This window comes from Sphingomonas sp., from assembly GCF_050725575.1.
Classification (GTDB): Bacteria; Pseudomonadota; Alphaproteobacteria; order Sphingomonadales; family Sphingomonadaceae; genus Sphingomonas.
The window spans coordinates 144,009-159,907 of the sequence record NZ_JBOHHW010000008.1 but is presented as its reverse complement, the minus strand read 5'-3'; the positions used below and the strand labels follow the sequence as shown (position 1 = coordinate 159,907).

Below are 15,899 nucleotides of genomic sequence, written 5' to 3'. Positions count from 1 at the left end.
GCTATTGCGAGGACTGCCATGTCGCTGAAATCGGCCATGGCCAGGGCCTTCGCGGCGGTGTGCAAGCCTATGCGCTCGACCCCGAGCACGCCAAAGCGCTGTGGGCGAAAAGCGAAGAGATGGTCAGTGAGCGCTTCTGACCGTCTCCTGGCCGCCCTTTCCCGCAACGCCTTGAAAGGGCGGCCAGGCACCTCTACTATCCAAAAACCGGCCTTGAAACGGATATGCACGACGATGGATTTCACCCCGACAGCGACGCTCACCCGCTCCGCCATCAGGGAAAACCATCTCCATGTCCGCCATCACGATCTCCAATCTCGCCTGGTCCACGCCTGACGCCCGCCCGGTCTTTTCCGGCCTTGATCTAAGCTTTGGTGCCGAACGCGCGGGGCTGGTCGGCCGCAATGGCGTGGGCAAGACCACGCTGCTCAAGCTGATCGCGGGTCAGTTGCCGCTCCAGTCCGGCACACTGGCCGTCTCGGGCAGGATCGGCCTGCTCCGCCAGACCGTACAGGTTGCGCCACACGAAACCGTCGCCGATCTGTTCGGCGCGACGGAAGGACTCGCTCTGCTCGCCCGCGCCGAACAAGGCCTCGCCAGCATCGATGAACTGAGCGAAGCCGACTGGACGCTTGAGGAACGCATGCGCTCAGCGCTTGGCCGCGTCGGACTGGATGCCGGTCCAGACACGCTGTTGAGCGCCTTTTCGGGTGGGCAGCGGACTCGCGCCAGCCTGGCCGGAGCCGTGTTTGCGGAGCCCGATTTCCTGCTACTCGACGAACCGACCAACAATCTCGACCAGGCCGGGCGCGATGCGGTGATCGCTCTGCTCGCCGGCTGGCGTGCGGGTGCCATCGTCGTCAGCCATGATCGCGCCTTGCTCGAGACGATGGACGCGATCGTCGAGATGACGACGCTCGGTATCACGCGCTATGGCGGAAACTGGAGCTATTACCGCGAGCGCAAGGCAATCGAACTGGCGGCGGCGGAGCATGATCTGGCCGATGCGGAGAAGCAAATCACCGAGATCGACCGCCGCACACAGGAAGTCGCAGAACGCAAGGCGCGCAAGGACAGCGCCGGCCGGCGCAAGGCCGCAAAAGGGGATATACCGCGCATCCTGATCGGTGCGCGCAAGAACCGCGCCGAGGGCACCAGCGGTGCGAATGCGCGGCTGGCCGAGCGGCTGCGCACGGATGCAGCCGACACGGCCGCTGCGGCGCGTGCGCAGGTGGAAATCCTGCGCACCATGTCGGTCACGCTCGCCTCGACCGGCCTTCCCGCCAACCGCATTGTGCTGGAGATCGATCGGGTCACGGCCGGCTATACCCCCGGTCAGCCGATCATTCGCGACCTGTCCCTGACGATCAGCGGTCCCGAACGTGTTGCCATTACCGGCGCGAACGGCGTAGGAAAGACGACCGTGCTGGCGTTGGTCACCGGCGCGCTGGCTCCCTGGACCGGGACCATCCGGGTCGGGACCCGGTTTGCGTTGCTCGACCAACGCGCAAGCCTGCTCGATCCGGCCAGCTCGATCCGCGACAATTTCACGCGTCTCAACGACCAGGCCGACAATAATGCCTGCCGCGCCGCGCTCGCGCGTTTTATGTTCCGGGCCGATGCCGCGGATCAGATCGTCGGCACATTGAGCGGCGGCCAGATGCTGCGTGCCGCGCTGGCCTGCATTCTGGGTGGGGAGATGCCGCCTCCCCTGTTGATGCTCGACGAACCGACCAATCATCTCGATCTCGACTCGATCGAAGCGGTGGAGGCCGGGCTGCGCGCCTATGACGGGGCGGCGCTGGTGGTCAGCCATGACCAGGCGTTTCTCGAAGCGATCGGCATATCGCGGCGCATCGCGCTGCCGTGAAACCGCTCAGGCGCGCTTTTTCCGTCTCGGCCGCTTGAACCAGAAGGACCACACCGCAAGGCTGCCGAGCATTGCCAGCGCCAGGCCCGATACGGTCATCACCAGCCGCCAGGCGAGCCCGCCGACCTTCCCGGAATGGAGCGGATAGGCGGCGTTGAAGACTTGCGCGCCCGCCGGCATCGCCAGCGCGTCGCGCGCATCCAGCAGGCGTCCGTCGCTCGCGTCGAACCATAAGGTGGTGCGGCCATTGGGCAGCCATTCGCCGGCGCGCTTCATGCGCAGGCTGATCGGGGCACCGGGCTTGCGCGGCAGGCTCAGGACGCGGAAATCGGCATCGGGGAAACGTTGTCGCGCCGTCGACAGCATCGCGCGCCAGTCGGGTCGGGCCGCCAGCGGACCGCTTTTCAGCTTGGGTTGAGCCATCGCCGCTGTAACTTCGGCGGGCGAGGAGAATGGTGCGACGACCACCGCCGCGACCGGCTTGAAGATCATCATCGTTCCGGTCAGCGCCGACAGCAGCAATAACGGCGCGACGACAATGCCGAGATCGCGGTGCTGCATCACGATCGCCGGGCGGCTCAGCCGCTTTGGCCATAGGCGGAATGCAAAGGTGCCGCGCGTGCGCCACCACAGGATCACGCCGGTGATGACGAACAGCAAAGCGCACAAGCCGGCCACGCCGATCACCGTTTCGCCCGCATCGCCCGCAAACAGGTGATGATGCAGGTCGAACAGCCACAGCTCGGGCCGCTCCCACTGGCTCGACCAGCGCGTAACGATCGCGCCGGCCTGATCGGCATAGGCGCCCGCGCCATCCGCGCCGCGCAACTGATGTAGCCCGAAGCGCTCGCTCGCGAAGACGATGCCGTTCGCTTTGGGATTCGCCGTCAGCAAGCGCTCGGTCACCGCCGCGACCCTCGCCGGATCGCGAACCAGCGTGTCGGACGTGTGCGGCAGCGTGATCCAGCTATCCTCATGCACCAGGATCGCGCCGGTCAAACCGAGCATCGCGAGCACCAGCCCGATCAGGCCGCCGGTCCAGCGATGGACCAGATCTAGCAGCTTCATCAGAACCGGTAATCCCAGCCGAGCGTCAATGTACGTCCCCGCCCGGTGAAGTAGCTCAACGGATCGCCCGCCAGCCGCGTATCGCTGCTGTAATCGATATATTGCTTATCGAAGAGGTTCTGTGCGCTCAGGCTCAGACCACCGAAAGCGGTTTGATAGCGGATACTCGCATCGGTCAGCGCGTAGCCGCCGAAATCATTCTCCCGAAGCGGCTTCGCCTTGCCGGTGAAGGTTCGCGACAGATAGAATTGCGTCTGCAACCGGACGGCAAGCGGACCCCTTGCATAACTCGCCGCCAGGTTGACGCGGTCGGGTGATATATTGGTGCCGTCGAGATCAGTATCGACGATGCCATCCGGCTGCTTGTCGCTGTCATAGCGACCAAGGAGATGCGCATAACCTATGCTTACGCGCGCACCGTCGATCGGCAACTTCACGCCCAAATTCACTTCAAGCCCCTGAATCTCGACGCGCAGTCGTTGCACGTCGAACGTGCGATCAGGGTTCGCGATCAGCAATTGGCCCTTGTCGCTCGACGACCAGAAATATGTCGCCGATGCGTCGAGCGGACCTCGCTTGATCTCAACACCGACCTCGCGATTGTTCGATACGATCGGGCTGATATTGCGGAAACTACCGATATCAGTGCCGGGCTGGCCAATCGATCGGGTGATGCGTCCGATATCGGGGACGGTAAATCCTTCGGCATAGCTGGCATAGGCGCGGATCCCGGGCACCGGTTCCAGAATCACCCCGCCATTGATCAGCGCATCCTTGAACTTGGGTTTGCCGCCCTTGACGGATACGCCCCCCGGCGGCGTCGTTGTGGTGGCCAGAGTATGGTAATCGTCGATTTCAATCTGGATGTTCTCGTAACGCACGCCGCCCGCAATGCGCAGCTTCTTGTCGAACAGAGCGAGATTGGCCTGGGCGAACGGCGCCAGACTGCGGAAATCCGTTGGCGGCACCCAAACGCGATTGGTTGCAATCAAGCGCTGCTCGGTCGAATCCCAGATCGCATCGAAACCAACCGTCGCGGTCAAAGCTTCAAAACCGGGTACGGCGCGTTCGTAGCTGATCTTGCCGCCATATTTGCGTGACCGATTCTGTGACTGGTCAAACAGCGTCCCGAGGGGGGCAATCCGAATATCCTGAAATGTCGCCTGCGTTGCAATCTCGCCACCGAACGTATCGCGGCTTCGATTGAAGAAGATTTGGCTGACCAGATTGCCGCCGCCCAGATCGGTGTCGGTCAGCGACAGGGCGACACTTTCGGTGCGGCTGGCCGCTGGAACGCCTGGAGGATTGCCCCGCGTCGCGCTGGTCGGCAAGCCGGTCGCTCGATTGCCCGGAACCCCGACATAATCGCCGTCACCCTTCATTTCGAACCGGCTGGCGATCAGGTCGAGCCGCGCCGTCTCGCTCAGTTCATAGCCAAAGCGTCCGAACAGCGAGAGCGTCCGCGTATCCTGGGTTTCCCCTTGAGTCAGGTTGAGGCCGACACGGCGCCCCTCGCCATCATAGAAAACGCCGCGCTTCTCATAGGCGGCGCCGACCGTCGCGTCGAAGCGTCCGGCCTTGTACTGGATCAGACCGGCCACCTTGCCGCCCAGCGCATCACTGTTGAAATCGCTGTCAGTGGTGCCCTGGAGCAGCACACGACCGCTCACACCCTCCTTGCGCGGGGCGCCGACCGTGACCTGGTTGACGATGCCGCCGGTGCCGCCAATCCCCTGCAATGCATTGGATCCATAGATCAGCTCGACCCGGTCGACGAAGAAGCCGTCGATGGTGAAGCCGTCACGGCTGCCGTCGCGCAGCGGCGTCGATTGTGGAATGCCGTTGATCGCATAAAGCGGTGAGCGTCCGCGCAGCGACTCCCCCGCCCCCGACAGTTTTTGTCGCGTCGGCGAAAAGGACGGGGTCAGGCTCGATACCGCATCGGTGACCGAGCCGGAGATCGCGATCTGCTGGTCGAGCATCGCCTTGTCGATGATATCGATGGTCAACGGCAACGCATTGGGCGGCAGGACCGTGCGTGCGGCAGTCACGACGATGTCGTGCGGCACGGCATCGCCCGTCGGCTCGGTCTGCTCATCGCTCGCGGCAATATCGCCTAGCACCTGGGCCAGCGCGGATGACGGCAGCGCGGCCAGCAGAACAAGCGCCGCCAGCGGCAGCGGACGTGACATTCGACGGATCATGGAGTCCTCCCGGCCGCGCCGCTATCAAAAGCGCCTCAGAAGTGCAACTCATTCGCAATAGCGTGGCACACGTCCGCGATTGTCAGCGACCCTTTCCGTCACCCCGGACTTGTTCCGGGGTCCACCGTACCGCTACGATGGCAGGTGCGGCACTTGCGGGCCGGGGTGGATAAAGGTGACGGCATGCCCCAATATGAAATCGACGGAAAACGCCCGCAACTGGCCGCCGGGGCCTGGGTTGCGCCCAGTGCCGACCTGATTGGCGACGTGCTGCTCGGCGAGGACGCCAGCGTCTGGTTCGGCGCGGTCATTCGCGGCGACAACACGCCGATGATCGTTGGGCCGCGCAGCAATATCCAGGAAGGCGCGATGTGCCATTCGGACCCCGGCGCGCCGCTGACCATCGGCGCCGACTGCACCGTCGGGCATCATGCGATCCTGCACGGCTGCACGATCGGCGACCGCGTGCTGATCGGCATGGGTGCGATCGTCCTCAACCGCGCCGTGATCGCCGAGGGCTGCATTGTCGGCGCTGGGGCATTGGTGACGGAGGGCAAGACTTTCCCCGCCGGCAGCCTGATCGTCGGCAGCCCGGCGCGCGCCGTTCGCCAGCTCGACGACAATGCGCAGGCAATGCTGCTGATGTCCGCAAGGCACTATGTCGACAAGGCACATGGCTGCGCGACCGGCCTGAAGCGGGTCGACTGAACGGGTCTGCCCTTTCGGCTCATGCGTTGCCGCCGCGAAACCCGACTGGAGTGCCTTCCATGACCTCACCCGCGCTGTTTCAGCCGCTTCGCATCGGCGATCTCGATCTTGCCAACCGCATCGTCATCGCGCCGATGTGTCAATATTCGGCCGAGAATGGCTGCATGACCGACTGGCATCTGATCCATCTCGGCCAGCTCGCTTTATCGGGTGCTGCGCTGCTGACGATCGAGGCGACCGCCGTGCTGCCCGAAGGGCGGATCAGCTGGGCCGATGTCGGGCTATGGGATAACGCAACCGAAACGGCGATGGGCCACGTGCTGGACAGCGTGCGGCGCTGGTCGCCAATACCGGTTGCGATTCAGCTCGGCCATGCAGGGCGCAAGGCATCGACTGAGGTGCCCTGGGCCGGCGGGGCCCAAATTCCGCCGGGCGATCCGCATGGGTGGCAGACCCAGGCGCCCTCCCCGATCGGTTTCAATGAACGCGATAACGCACCGATCGCGCTCGATCGCGATGGCCTGACCCGCGTCCGCGATGCCTTTGGAGCAGCAGCGAAGCGCGCGGCGACCCTGGGTCTGGATGCCGTCCAGCTGCACGGGGCGCACGGGTATCTGATCCATCAATTCCTCTCGCCGCTCTCCAACCGGCGCGACGATGACTTTGGCGGTTCCCTGGAAAACCGGATGCGCTTCCCACTCGAGATATTCGATGCGGTGCGCGCCGCCTTTCCTGCCGGCAAGCCGGTCACGATGCGCCTCTCCGGCACCGATTGGGTCGAGGGTGGCTGGGATATCGACCAGACGGTCGCGTTCGCCCAGGCACTCGAACGGCGTGGATGCAGCGCGGTGCATGTCTCGAGCGGTGGCCTTCACCCGGCTCAGCAGATCCCGGCGGGTCCGAGTTATCAGGTGCCACTGGCCCGCGCCGTTAAACAAGCAACGCACATGCCGGTGGTCGCGGTCGGGTTGATCACCAATTTCGAGCAAGCCGAAGCGATTGTCGCGACCGGCGATGCCGACATGATCGCGCTGGCGCGCGCCATCCTCTACGATCCGCGCTGGCCATGGCACGCCGCCGCCGAACTTGGCGCGCAGGTCGTCGCGCCGAAGCAATATCTCCGCTCTCAGCCGCGCCAATTCAAGACGCTATTCGGCAAGACGTGATCATATAATAAAAGATAATGAAAGGTAATTGATCTTGGTCAGCGCCATCACGGTTTAACCCTGATAGCTCGATATGAATAGCGATAGGAAAAAGCTGTGCGTCAAATTCTATATATCAGCACAAGCACGGCGCCCGGCGACAAGGCCGATCTTGCCGGTATTCTCGAACAATCTCGTCACAACAATGCGATCGATGGAGTTACCGGCTTGCTCTGGTCGGACGGACGCCACTTCATGCAGGTGATCGAGGGGCCCAAGGTAAGCATCAGCGACACCTTCGCGCGCATCCAGGTCGATACGCGCCACGAACAGCTTGAAGTGCTGCATGACCGGCCCATCGAAGATCGCGAATTCGGCGGCTGGAGCATGGCCCATCGGCGCGCAAATGATCCCGCCGACGCCTATGATGCGCAGATGCACCGATTGCTTTCCCGGGCATCGCCATCGATCAGCAAACCCTTCTTCGATCTGATGAACAATGGTCGGGCCGGCGGCTGACGAAAACCTGCGGTTCCTTATCACGCGCGTCCTGCATCCCGGGCCTCGAGATCGAACATCAGATTAAGTATCTGATATATAAATATATTATGGAATCTCTGCTGAGATGGCGGTGGAGAAGAAATCGGACATTCCGGTGTCCCATATCTCCCGCCGCCGCTCCCTCTGGCCCTGTCGCCGGCAGCGATTCAGCCATGACAAGATCCGACATATCATCCCTCGCCGGACTTATGCGGGCGCGCTCTTCCTTAATCTCGAGGACAGCATTCCTACTGCGTCGCGGCATCCACGCATCATCGAACCCGATCTTTTTATGGGGTCGTGTCCGGTCCGGTGAAATTTCCCCGTCTAGCCACCCGTCAGCACTTCGGTGCGCCGCTTCATGCGAGCGCGGCGAAGGTGGGCAAACGCGATCAGGGCCCTTGCCCTGATCGTTCGGGGGGACGCCGCAGGAAACCATGCGGTGCCCATGGGTCGCAGACAATCAATCATGCCGGCGATGAACTCGCTTCGGCACAACGGGGATTTGACTCATGCGTACATCCATCAAACTACTCGCCACCGCCGCGCCACTCGCGCTGTTCGCCACCCTCGCCTCGCCGGGCGCTGCCTATGCGCAGGACGTCAATTGCGAGAATACCGCCGGCGTTCCCGCCGGAACCGTGACCGCAGGGTCCGTCAGCACCAGTTGCGGCCCGGGCGCCAAAGCCACGGGTATCGCATCGACTGCGGTGGGCACAGGCGCGGAGGCCAGCGATGACGGTGCAACCGCCGTTGGACGCACGACGATCGCCAACCGCGCCAACGCCACGGCGATCGGCGCCTATGCCAACGCCACAGCCGCCAATGCGTTCGCCGGTGGCTCCTTTTCCAACGCCAGCGGCCTGCAAGCTGTCGCGATCGGCTTCAATGCCCAGGCGATGCTGGACCGGTCGGTTGCCATCGGCGGTAGCGCCCTGGCGCAGGACGTCGCCGCAACCGCCATCGGCAGTAACGCCCTGGCTGCGCAAGCTTCGACGACCGCCGTCGGCGCAGGCAGCAAGGCAACCGACGTTGGTGCCACTGCGGTGGGCGTCAGTGCGGAAGCAAGAGGCGGCAGTGCATTTGCCGCCGGCGACAAGGCGCACGCCGGCCTGGTCGAGACGATTGCCATCGGTCATGATGCACTTGCGGGCGACGACTCGATCGCCGGCAATACCTCATTCGGCCAGATCGCGATCGGCGCCCGCGCCCGCGCACCATTCGGTGAATCCACCGTGATCGGCATGGATGCCAAATCCAGCGGTTTCGACACGCTGGCGATCGGCGTGCGTGCGGAGGCGGTCAGCAGCGGCACCGTCGCGGTTGGCAACGATTCGCGTGCGACGACCTTTGCTACCGCCGTCGGCACCAACGCCAACGCGATGATCTTCGCCACGGGCATTGGCTATATCGCTCAGGCGACGGGCAGTTCGTCGGTCGCCGTCGGACACCGCGCCACCGCGGCCGCGACACGCTCGATCGCGATCGGCGCTTCCAATACCGGCAGCACCTACACCACCGCATCGGCGGAGGATGCCGTTGCGCTCGGTTCCGGGGCGAATGTCGGGCTGAACGCCAATCGTGCGCTCGCGCTGGGCGCTCTTGCCAAGGTCGGCGCAGATGCCGCCGATGCCGTCGCTATCGGCGCCGATGCGGAAGCATCCGGCGTCAATTCGATCGCCCTTGGCCGTAACAGCAACGGGATCAACGAGGCCACGATTGCTATTGGCACCAACGTCACCGCCGGTGGCCGCGGTGCCGTTGCGATTGGCGAGGGAGCGGCCGGCGCCTTTGACAGCACCACTGCCGTTGGTCAGTTCGCCTATGCCAATAATTCGCGCTCGACCGCGATCGGTGCATCATCATCGGCCGACACCGATCTGTCGAGCTCGTTCGGCTATAATGCCAAGTCGCAGGGGATCGGCACGGCAGCGATCGGCGCGAACTCGCGCGCTTTCGGTATCGCCGCAGTCGCATTGGGCGGTGGCGGTACTGCGCTGACCAACGGCGCGCTGGCCGATGGCGACTATAGCTTCGCGGTCGGTTCAGCAGCTCGAGCCATCGCGCTCAACTCGATCGCCATCGGGCGGGACAGCAGTGCATTGCAGGACGACGCGCTGGCTTTTGGCGCGGGCGCCAGTGCGACGGCGGCCAACTCGGTTGCGCTGGGGGCGAATTCGATCGCCGACCAGGCCAATACCATATCGGTCGGCCAGGCCGGCGCCGAACGCCGCATCGTCAACGTCGCCGACGGCAGCGCGCCGACCGATGCAGTGAACAAGGGCCAGCTCGACACCGTCGCCGCGCAGGCGGCCGCAGCGCAGAATACCGCAAATCAGGCGCTGGCAGGCAATGCGACCAATGCAGCCGCAATCACCACGGCGCAGACGACGGCGGATACCGCTCGTGCCGAAGCCGCGGCCGCACAGGGTACCGCCAACACGGCGCTGACCAATGCGGCCACCGCCCAGACAACGGCGAACACCGCCCGTGCCGAAGCGGCCGGGGCGCAAAGCACCGCCGATCTGGCGCGCACCGAAGCGGCAGCGGCTCAGGCAACCGCTAATTCAGCCGCCGCCAACGGGACTTATTTCCGCGCCAACAGCACGGGACCGGCTCCTCAGGCGACCGGCACCGACGCGATTGCGATTGGCCCGTCGGCGGTCGCCGGCGGCAATCAGTCGGTCGCGGTCGGCGCGGGCGCCCGCGCGGTGAACGGCCAGGCGGTGTCGATCGGGGCAGGCAATGTCGCCTCGGGCAATGGCGCGGTGGCGATCGGTGATCCCAACACCGCGACCGGAACCGGTGCGGTCGCGCTGGGCGCCAACAACAGCGCGATCGGCACCGGCGCGGTCGCATTGGGTAACGCCAGCGCCGCCATGGGTGATGGCGCGATCGCGCTCGGCAATGGCGCCAATGCCGGCCAGATCGGCTCGGTCGCGATCGGCACCGGCGCCACCGCGACCCGCGCCAACCAGGTCGTGCTCGGCAGCGCGGCTTCCACGCACACGCTGTCGGGGATCGCCTCATCGGCCAGCCGCGCGGCGCAATCGGGTGCGCTCAGCCTCGTCACCACCGATGGGCTGGGCAATCTCGCCACGGCTGCGCTGAACATTGATACGCTCGCGGGACTCGATGGGCGCACGACGGCGCTGGAGGGCCGGGCCTCCGCACTCGAAGGGCGCGCGACCCAGCTCGAGCTGCGCGTCGGCGCGCTCGACAAGGGGCTACAGCGCGGCCTGCGTCGCGCCGATGGCGGTATCGCCGCAGCGATGGCGCTCGGCGGCACGCTGCTGCCGCCCGACAGCACGATCGCGGTGTCGTTCAACCTGGCAACCTATCGCGGACAACAGGGCTTTTCGGGCGCCGCGGTGGCACGGGTGACCGATAATATCTGGGTCAGCGGCGGCTTTGCCGGATCGACCGTGAAGGGATCGAGCGGCGGCCGGGTCGGCGTAACCTTCGGCTGGTAGTCCCGCCGGGTTAAGGTCGCGATCGAAGAACGGGGGGCCGGTTACCGGCTCCCCGTTCGACCCTACTTGGCCGCAGCCACCCAGGCCTCGGCCGCAGGCCGCAGCCGTTCGGCCACCTCCCGCCGCGCCGCCATGCTCGCGACCACTCGCGCCGCCCCGCCGCGTGCGGCTTCGGGCAGGTTCTTCTCGGCATAGGCGGTGATCTTCGCGGGCATCGCCGGATCGTTCGACCCGCCCCCCAGCCCGGCAATATAGGTCGAACGATTGCTCGCCTCGGTAAAGCTGTCGACCAGCGGCAAGTTGGCGAGCGCGAAATCGAACGCCAGTTCGGGATGCTTGCTCGCCACCGAGCGCAACAGGCTGGCCTTTTGCGGCGCACTCAGCTCATTGGCCTTGATCAGATCGAGCGCACGCTGCGCCAGCCCCGCATCGCGCGCACCGCCGAGCAGCCGGACATAGGAATTGCGCGTTACCGGGTTCTTCTCCGCACGCATGATCGCCAGCAACGCCTCCCATTCCGGCGCCGTGGCATTGGCGGCATAGGTGCGCAGGATCGGCGTGCGGATCGCCGGCGGGATTGCGTTGGCATCGGTCGCCAGCGCCGCGACATAGCGCCGTGCCGTCGCCGCGATGCCGGCATCGCCAATGCCGCCAAGGCCACCGATCAGCGTTTCGCGCAAATTGGTCACCAGCGGCGATTCGCCGGCCTTTGCCTCATAGCCGACGCGCTGCATCACCGGCGAGATGATCGCCACGGTGCGCGCGTTGAGCCTGTCCTCCAGCGGCGTGCCCTGGAACCGCTCGCCGAGACGCCCGAGCTGGCCCGCCAGCATGGTCCATTCGAGCGGATCACCATCGACCGGGACCTTGCCGGCCAGTTCGAGATAAAGCGCCAGATCCTGGTCGCCGCTCATCGCCAGCGCATAATCATCACCCAGCGTGCCGATCCGGTCGGCCAGCGCGAGCGTGCGGAAATCGCGCACGATCGCGGCATGGCCGGTGGCATCGTAGCGCGCGCGCAGATAGCTGCCCTTGCCCTGATTGAGCACCAATGTGCCGCAGCCCCTGACGCTCACGGAGGCCGGCGCGGCACCCTGCACGATCGCGCTTGTCGCATCCTGCCCGACCACGCCGATCCGCAGCGGCACGCGCCAGGTCTGGGGCTGCTTCGAAATGGCATCGAGCCCGAATCGCCCCTGCGTCAGCGTCGCGCTGGTCGTGCCGTTCGCGCAGGTCGCGCCGGTCAGCGTGACCAGCGGCACCCCGGCCTGCAGCGTGAAATCATGCATGATGTCGGCCACCGGCTTGCCCGCCGCCTCGGCCATCGAGTCCCATAGCTGGTCAGTGACGGTGTTGCCGTATTTATGCTTCGCCATGTAGCGGCGGATGCCGTCGCGGAAGACATCGGGCCCCAGGGTCGCCTCGAGCATTGCGATCACCGCCTGGCCCTTTTGATAGGTGATGCCGTCAAACGCCTCGCCAATCTGGTCGACGGTCTCGATCTTGCGGATGATCGGGTGCGTCGCCGCGGTCGAATCCGCGCCCAGCGCGACTTCCCGCTCGGTCCCGACCAGCGCCGCTTTCGCATTCCAGCTCGGGTTGAGATCGGCGCTCGCCTTGCCCTCCATCCACGACGCGAACCCCTCGTTCAGCCACAGATCGTCCCACCACGACATGGTGACGAGATCGCCGAACCATTGGTGCGCCATTTCATGCGCGACGACGGTGTAGATGCGCTGGCGGTTGCTCTCGGTCGCGCGCGCCGGATCGAACAGCAATTCCTGTTCGAAATAGAAGATCGCGCCCCAATTCTCCATCGCGCCAAAGGTCTGGCTGCCGCCCGGCCCGGCGATCATGTCGAGCTTGGGCAGTGGATAGGGCTGGCCGAAATAGTCGTTGTAATAGCTCAGCAGCTTCTTCGCCGCGTCGAGCGAATATTGCCCCTGGCCGGCCACGCCGCGACGTGTGATCACGCCGATCTCGGTCTTGCCGGCCATGACGGTGCGGCGTTCCATGTCGCCCATGCCGAGGAACAGCAGATAGCTCGACATTTTCGGCGTCGTCGCAAAGGTATAAAGCTTCTTGCCGCCCGCAACATTGGCAGTCTTGCTCACCGGCATGTTGGAGAAGGTCAGCTGGTTCGCCGGCGCCTCGGCGGACAGCGTGAAGGTCGCCTTGAACGAGGGCTCGTCCCACATCGGCGCGAAGCGGCGCGCATCGGGCGCCTCGAACTGCGTCGCGAGCATCCGCGCCGCACTGCCGTCGGGGTTCTTATAGTCGATCGCGAACAGGCCGAGCGGCGATTCGTTGATCTTGCCCGACCAGCTGAACGTCAGCACATGCATGCCCCTGGTCGCCGCCCTGGGCAGCCTCACCGTCAGCAGCTGCGCATTCTGGTCCTGCTTCACGGTCACGGCGGCACCGTCGAAAGTCGCCGAGTCGACCACCAGATCGGCCGCGTTGAGCGTGATCACGTCAGTCGCTTCAGTCACCTCGACCTTGATCGTTTCCTTGCCGGTGAAGGTCATTGCGCCGGCATCCGGCTTGACCGTGATGTCATAGGCGACCGGCACGACTGTCCTGGGCAATTGTCCCGCAGCAAGCGCGGGCGCGGAAACGGACAGCAGCAGGAGCGACGCGACCCGCGCAACAGGAACAATCTTCATGGCAACCTCAAGGATATATTATCTCGTGCGTTGGCCCCTTAATATGTTCGGGCAGCTTGGCAAGGTGCACGCAATTCCCCCGCTGGACAGCCATTTCAGTTGCGCTATGAAACGGGCTTATGAGCTTGCCCACCATCCTGCAGCGCCTGCGCCTGCCCGTCATCGGTTCGCCGTTGTTCATCATCTCCGGCCCCGACCTGGTCATTGCCCAGTGCAAGGCGGGAATTGTCGGCGCCTTCCCGGCGCTCAACGCCCGGCCCCAGGCGCAGCTCGACGAATGGCTGCACCGCATCACCGAGGAACTGTCGGCGTGGAACCGCGACCATCCCGATTCGCCCGCGGCGCCGTTCGCGGTCAATCAGATCGTCCACCGCTCGAACGAACGCCTCGAAGCCGATCTCGCGACCTGCGCCAAATGGCAGGTGCCGATCGTGATCACCTCGCTTGGCGCGCGTGAGGACCTGAATACCGCGGTGCATGGCTGGGGCGGCATCACGCTGCACGACATCATTGACGACCGCTTCGCGCGCAAGGCGATCGAAAAGGGCGCCGACGGCCTGATCGCGGTCGCCGCCGGCGCGGGTGGCCATGCCGGGCGCCTGTCGCCCTTCGCGCTGATCCAGGAAATCCGCCAATGGTTCGACGGGCCGCTCGCGCTGTCCGGCTCGATCGCGACCGGCGACGCCGTGCTGGCGGCGCAGGCGATGGGCGCTGACCTCGCCTATATCGGCTCGCCCTTCATCGCGACCGACGAAGCCAATGCCGAATCGCGCTACAAGGAGTCGATCGTCGCATCGAAGGCCGCTGACATCGTCTATTCGAACCTGTTCACCGGGGTGCACGGCAATTATCTGCGCAGCTCGATCGAGGCGGCCGGGATGGATCCGGACAATCTGCCCGAGGGCGATCTGTCGACGATGAATTTCGGCGGCGGCAATGGCAGCAAGGCCAAGGCGTGGAAGGAAATCTGGGGCGCCGGCCAGGGTATTGGCGCGGTCTCCGCGGTCGAATCGGTCGGCGTGCGGGTGGACCGGCTGGAGCGCGAATATCTCGCGGCACGGACCCGGCTCGCCGCCTGATCTTTTTACAGGCTGAAGTGACATGCGCGGCCATTGCGCTGGCGGCGCAGCGGTCAGGCTGTTTTCGACATTGAGAAAGAGCGCGCCGGCGTCAGTCCGGCACGGGATGATATGCCCGATTTCGCGTCATGCTTGAATCGCCGCACGCGCCCCTGCGGAGGCGCGCCAGGAGATATGGGACACCAGGAATGTCCGATATCTCACCGCGGGCGCCGCGGTGAGATTGTCACATAATTCATTGGTATATCAGATACTTGTTAAGAGATGTTATGGATCAATCTGCCTGACATCTCCCGCGGCGGGCGGTGCGCGATCCGTCGATCAGAACGCCGTCGCCAGCCGGTCGAACATCGACCGGGCCGGGCTTTCCATCACCTGCTGATCGGCCTGGGCATCGTCGAGCCGTGCGACGCGGCGATAGAGTTCAGTGCTCGACGCGATCAGCGCCTGCGCCTGAGGCGGCATGGCCATGATCGCGGCGGTCTCGCTCATCGGTGCGGGGCCAAGCCGCCGCGACGGATCGAGCGCGTCGCGCGCCTGCAATTCGCCGGCATCGACCGCGCGCTGCGTCAGCAGCCAGGCGATGATATGCATCAGCCGCGTGGTGACCTTCAGCGATTCACACGAAAAGGACACCCGCGCCAATGGATCGAGCGTTTCACGCTCTTCGCGCCCGCCCTCATCGAAATAGCTGCGCGCCTCGTCCGCGAGCACCATCGCATCGACATAAAGGGTGTCGATCAGTCTGCGGTGGATCCGCGCGTCGGAGGCAAAGCCCTGCATGGTCGTGACGGTGACATAAACCAGCTGTTAACGACATAGATCTTTTGCGATCTTTTGCGCGCCCTACTCCCCGAATGCGTCCCAAAGCGGAGCAATGTGCGCGTCCGGTAAGGTTTCAGGCGATGATATCCGGGATCATCTGATCCTCGAGCATGCCGATCTCGTCACGCAGCCGCAATTTGCGTTTCTTCAGCCGCGCGAGCTGGAGCTGGTCGGTTGAGCCGGTTTCGAACAGCGCGCCGATCGCGGAGTCGAGATCGCGATGCTCGATGCGCAGGATTTCCAGGCGCTTGGCGATCTGCGTGTCGTCCATCTTTTCCCCATTTCCTGCGCGCCACCCTTAGAATGCGGACCGGGAACCGG

General features: G+C 64.8%; 11 protein-coding genes. 6 read left to right on the top strand and 5 right to left on the bottom strand.

Going from position 1 to position 15,899, the window contains the following annotated elements; translation table 11 throughout:
• Positions 1 to 292 precede the first annotated feature (292 nt).
• Positions 293 to 1,870 (top strand): ABC-F family ATP-binding cassette domain-containing protein, encoded by a 1,578-nt coding sequence (locus tag ACRECS_RS08270; RefSeq protein ID WP_431582481.1) that lies wholly within the window; start codon positions 293 to 295, stop codon positions 1,868 to 1,870.
• A gap of 6 nt (positions 1,871 to 1,876) precedes the next feature.
• Here the strand turns inward: ACRECS_RS08270 and ACRECS_RS08265 are convergent, their stop codons facing one another.
• Both ACRECS_RS08265 and ACRECS_RS08260 read right to left on the bottom strand, forming a co-directional pair.
• Positions 1,877 to 2,938 carry a PepSY-associated TM helix domain-containing protein gene (locus ACRECS_RS08265; RefSeq protein WP_431582480.1) on the bottom strand — a complete coding sequence of 354 codons (1,062 nt, stop codon included), beginning with the start codon at positions 2,936 to 2,938 and terminating at the stop codon, positions 1,877 to 1,879.
• The gene (locus ACRECS_RS08260) at positions 2,938 to 5,130 is read right to left on the bottom strand and encodes a TonB-dependent receptor (RefSeq protein WP_431582479.1); all 2,193 of its coding nucleotides are present in this window, start codon (positions 5,128 to 5,130) and stop codon (positions 2,938 to 2,940) included. Before ACRECS_RS08260 ends, ACRECS_RS08265 begins: the two co-directional genes overlap by 1 nt.
• Positions 5,131 to 5,325: 195 nt before the next feature.
• Here ACRECS_RS08260 and ACRECS_RS08255 point away from each other — a divergent pair, with 195 nt between their 5' ends.
• From ACRECS_RS08255 to ACRECS_RS08240, 4 genes are all read left to right on the top strand, one after another.
• Complete coding sequence (locus ACRECS_RS08255) at positions 5,326 to 5,850, top strand: gamma carbonic anhydrase family protein (RefSeq protein WP_431582478.1); 525 nt, start codon at positions 5,326 to 5,328, stop codon at positions 5,848 to 5,850.
• Between the two features lie 59 nt (positions 5,851 to 5,909).
• Positions 5,910 to 7,016: an NADH:flavin oxidoreductase/NADH oxidase gene (locus tag ACRECS_RS08250; RefSeq protein ID WP_431582477.1), complete on the top strand. Its 1,107-nt coding sequence runs from the start codon at positions 5,910 to 5,912 to the stop codon at positions 7,014 to 7,016.
• A gap of 96 nt (positions 7,017 to 7,112) precedes the next feature.
• On the top strand, positions 7,113 to 7,514 hold the full coding sequence (locus ACRECS_RS08245) for a BLUF domain-containing protein (RefSeq protein WP_431582476.1): 402 nt from the start codon (positions 7,113 to 7,115) through the stop codon (positions 7,512 to 7,514).
• Positions 7,515 to 8,047: 533 nt separating this feature from the next.
• Complete coding sequence (locus tag ACRECS_RS08240) at positions 8,048 to 11,008, top strand: YadA-like family protein (RefSeq protein WP_431582475.1); 2,961 nt, start codon at positions 8,048 to 8,050, stop codon at positions 11,006 to 11,008.
• Positions 11,009 to 11,070: 62 nt separating this feature from the next.
• Here ACRECS_RS08240 and ACRECS_RS08235 read toward each other — a convergent pair whose 3' ends face one another.
• A complete protein-coding gene (locus ACRECS_RS08235) occupies positions 11,071 to 13,674 on the bottom strand; it encodes a M1 family metallopeptidase (RefSeq protein WP_431582474.1) in 2,604 nt (867 codons plus the stop codon).
• 119 nt (positions 13,675 to 13,793) lie between these two features.
• Between ACRECS_RS08235 and ACRECS_RS08230 the strand changes: the two genes are divergently transcribed.
• Positions 13,794 to 14,753 carry an NAD(P)H-dependent flavin oxidoreductase gene (locus tag ACRECS_RS08230; RefSeq protein ID WP_431582473.1) on the top strand — a complete coding sequence of 320 codons (960 nt, stop codon included), beginning with the start codon at positions 13,794 to 13,796 and terminating at the stop codon, positions 14,751 to 14,753.
• A gap of 321 nt (positions 14,754 to 15,074) precedes the next feature.
• Here ACRECS_RS08230 and ACRECS_RS08225 read toward each other — a convergent pair whose 3' ends face one another.
• Together ACRECS_RS08225 and ACRECS_RS08220 are read right to left on the bottom strand one after the other, a co-directional pair.
• Complete coding sequence (locus ACRECS_RS08225) at positions 15,075 to 15,536, bottom strand: DUF1465 family protein (protein WP_431582472.1); 462 nt, start codon at positions 15,534 to 15,536, stop codon at positions 15,075 to 15,077.
• Positions 15,537 to 15,651: 115 nt separating this feature from the next.
• A complete protein-coding gene (locus ACRECS_RS08220) occupies positions 15,652 to 15,849 on the bottom strand; it encodes a YdcH family protein (RefSeq protein ID WP_187763404.1) in 198 nt (65 codons plus the stop codon).
• Between the last annotated feature and the right edge of the window lie 50 nt (positions 15,850 to 15,899).

What these genes read in the sequence shown, in the direction of transcription:
- ACRECS_RS08240 (WP_431582475.1), top strand. Translation starts at nt 8,048, where the DNA reads ATGCGTACATCCATCAAACTACTCGCCACCGCCGCGCCACTCGCGCTG.
- ACRECS_RS08270 (WP_431582481.1), top strand. Translation starts at nt 293, where the DNA reads ATGTCCGCCATCACGATCTCCAATCTCGCCTGGTCCACGCCTGACGCC.
- ACRECS_RS08230 (WP_431582473.1), top strand. Translation starts at nt 13,794, where the DNA reads ATGAGCTTGCCCACCATCCTGCAGCGCCTGCGCCTGCCCGTCATCGGT.
- ACRECS_RS08225 (WP_431582472.1), bottom strand. Translation starts at nt 15,536, where the DNA reads ATGCAGGGCTTTGCCTCCGACGCGCGGATCCACCGCAGACTGATCGAC.
- ACRECS_RS08265 (WP_431582480.1), bottom strand. Translation starts at nt 2,938, where the DNA reads ATGAAGCTGCTAGATCTGGTCCATCGCTGGACCGGCGGCCTGATCGGG.
- ACRECS_RS08250 (WP_431582477.1), top strand. Translation starts at nt 5,910, where the DNA reads ATGACCTCACCCGCGCTGTTTCAGCCGCTTCGCATCGGCGATCTCGAT.
- ACRECS_RS08235 (WP_431582474.1), bottom strand. Translation starts at nt 13,674, where the DNA reads ATGAAGATTGTTCCTGTTGCGCGGGTCGCGTCGCTCCTGCTGCTGTCC.
- ACRECS_RS08260 (WP_431582479.1), bottom strand. Translation starts at nt 5,130, where the DNA reads ATGTCACGTCCGCTGCCGCTGGCGGCGCTTGTTCTGCTGGCCGCGCTG.
- ACRECS_RS08220 (WP_187763404.1), bottom strand. Translation starts at nt 15,849, where the DNA reads ATGGACGACACGCAGATCGCCAAGCGCCTGGAAATCCTGCGCATCGAG.
- ACRECS_RS08255 (WP_431582478.1), top strand. Translation starts at nt 5,326, where the DNA reads ATGCCCCAATATGAAATCGACGGAAAACGCCCGCAACTGGCCGCCGGG.